This window comes from Arsenophonus nasoniae DSM 15247, from assembly GCF_000429565.1.
Classification (GTDB): Bacteria; Pseudomonadota; Gammaproteobacteria; order Enterobacterales; family Enterobacteriaceae; genus Arsenophonus; species Arsenophonus nasoniae.
This window is the reverse complement of sequence record NZ_AUCC01000275.1, coordinates 1-1,168: the sequence shown is the minus strand read 5'-3', so window position 1 is coordinate 1,168 and position 1,168 is coordinate 1. Positions and strand designations below refer to the sequence as shown.

Below are 1,168 nucleotides of genomic sequence, written 5' to 3'. Positions count from 1 at the left end.
ATCAAAAATATCATGAACTAAAAAATGCCGCTTAGATCTTCTACAGAATTTGTTGACCATTACACTGCCCGGAGTATTAATTTACCGCTCCCAAATATAACGCGATAGCGAGTAATGTGAGCAACCTTTTATTTGTCTATTTATGACTAATCAGAATAACTTAGTATTCTGATTAGTCATTTTTTAAATAATTTTTAATTTTGCTAGACACTGTAAAGTCAGTGATTCACGTTTTGACATGGTTTTATCATCTGAGATTGCGATATTTAGAGCAAAAGTTTTTATTTTGCCATTAGCGTTTTCCACCCATCCGACATACCAGCCAATACGCTCTCCATTGATATTCGCTAAGCCACTTTTAGCGTAAATTTTAATATTGGCTGTCTGTTTAATAAGTAGCATAGCAGCGACTTCATTTTGAATGGTTTTATCAATGGGTAATTGTTTGGTTGCTAACTTATAAATAAATTGTGCCTGTTCTGCCGGACTAATTTTTAATGGCCCATCTAACCAAAATTTGGTGACATCATTACCTATTTTGCTATTACCGTAGTGCAAACGATAAAGTTCTTTTTTCATTATTGCCAGACCAGTACGTCTTGCGATTTCCTGATAGATAGGAACAGCGGATAATTTCATTGCTTCTTGCAAATTCATATCTTTATTCCAGCTACTAAGATATCTGGGCTGACCATCCCATTTAAAAATTTCTTTAACGGTCACTTTTTGATTTTTTAAAGCAATTAAGGCATTAACAATTTTAAATGTTGATGCGGGAACATATTGTATTGTTGCACGTTTTGTGTCGTTGCCATAATTGTTAATTGATTTACCATCATATATGGTTAATACGCCATGTATATGCTGTTGCTGAAAGATTTTTTTTATTTCGCTAACAACATGATTTTCTGCTGTTTTTTTCAGCGGCTTGGTAATGTTTTTATCATCATTAGAAATGATATTTGCCGGAGTAGTAATTGGTAAAAATAGTAGAATAATAACAATCAGCTTTTTATTCATATTTGTATTCTTTAAATAATTTATACGGCAGACATTATCATACTTTTGTCAGGGTTAGGCTGTGTCCCTTAATTGCTTGAGCTATAGTATCCATCTGTTTCTACGATACTTTGAATTATGGCTCGCTACGATCTTTCTGATGAAGCAT

Annotated in this window: 1 protein-coding gene; it reads right to left on the bottom strand. The window is 33.1% G+C overall.

Features of this window, described 5'->3' with window-relative positions:
• Positions 1-183: 183 nt before the first annotated feature.
• Positions 184-1,020 carry a class D beta-lactamase gene (gene blaOXA / locus G468_RS0118350; RefSeq protein ID WP_026824192.1) on the bottom strand — a complete coding sequence of 279 codons (837 nt, stop codon included), beginning with the start codon at positions 1,018-1,020 and terminating at the stop codon, positions 184-186.
• Between the last annotated feature and the right edge of the window lie 148 nt (positions 1,021-1,168).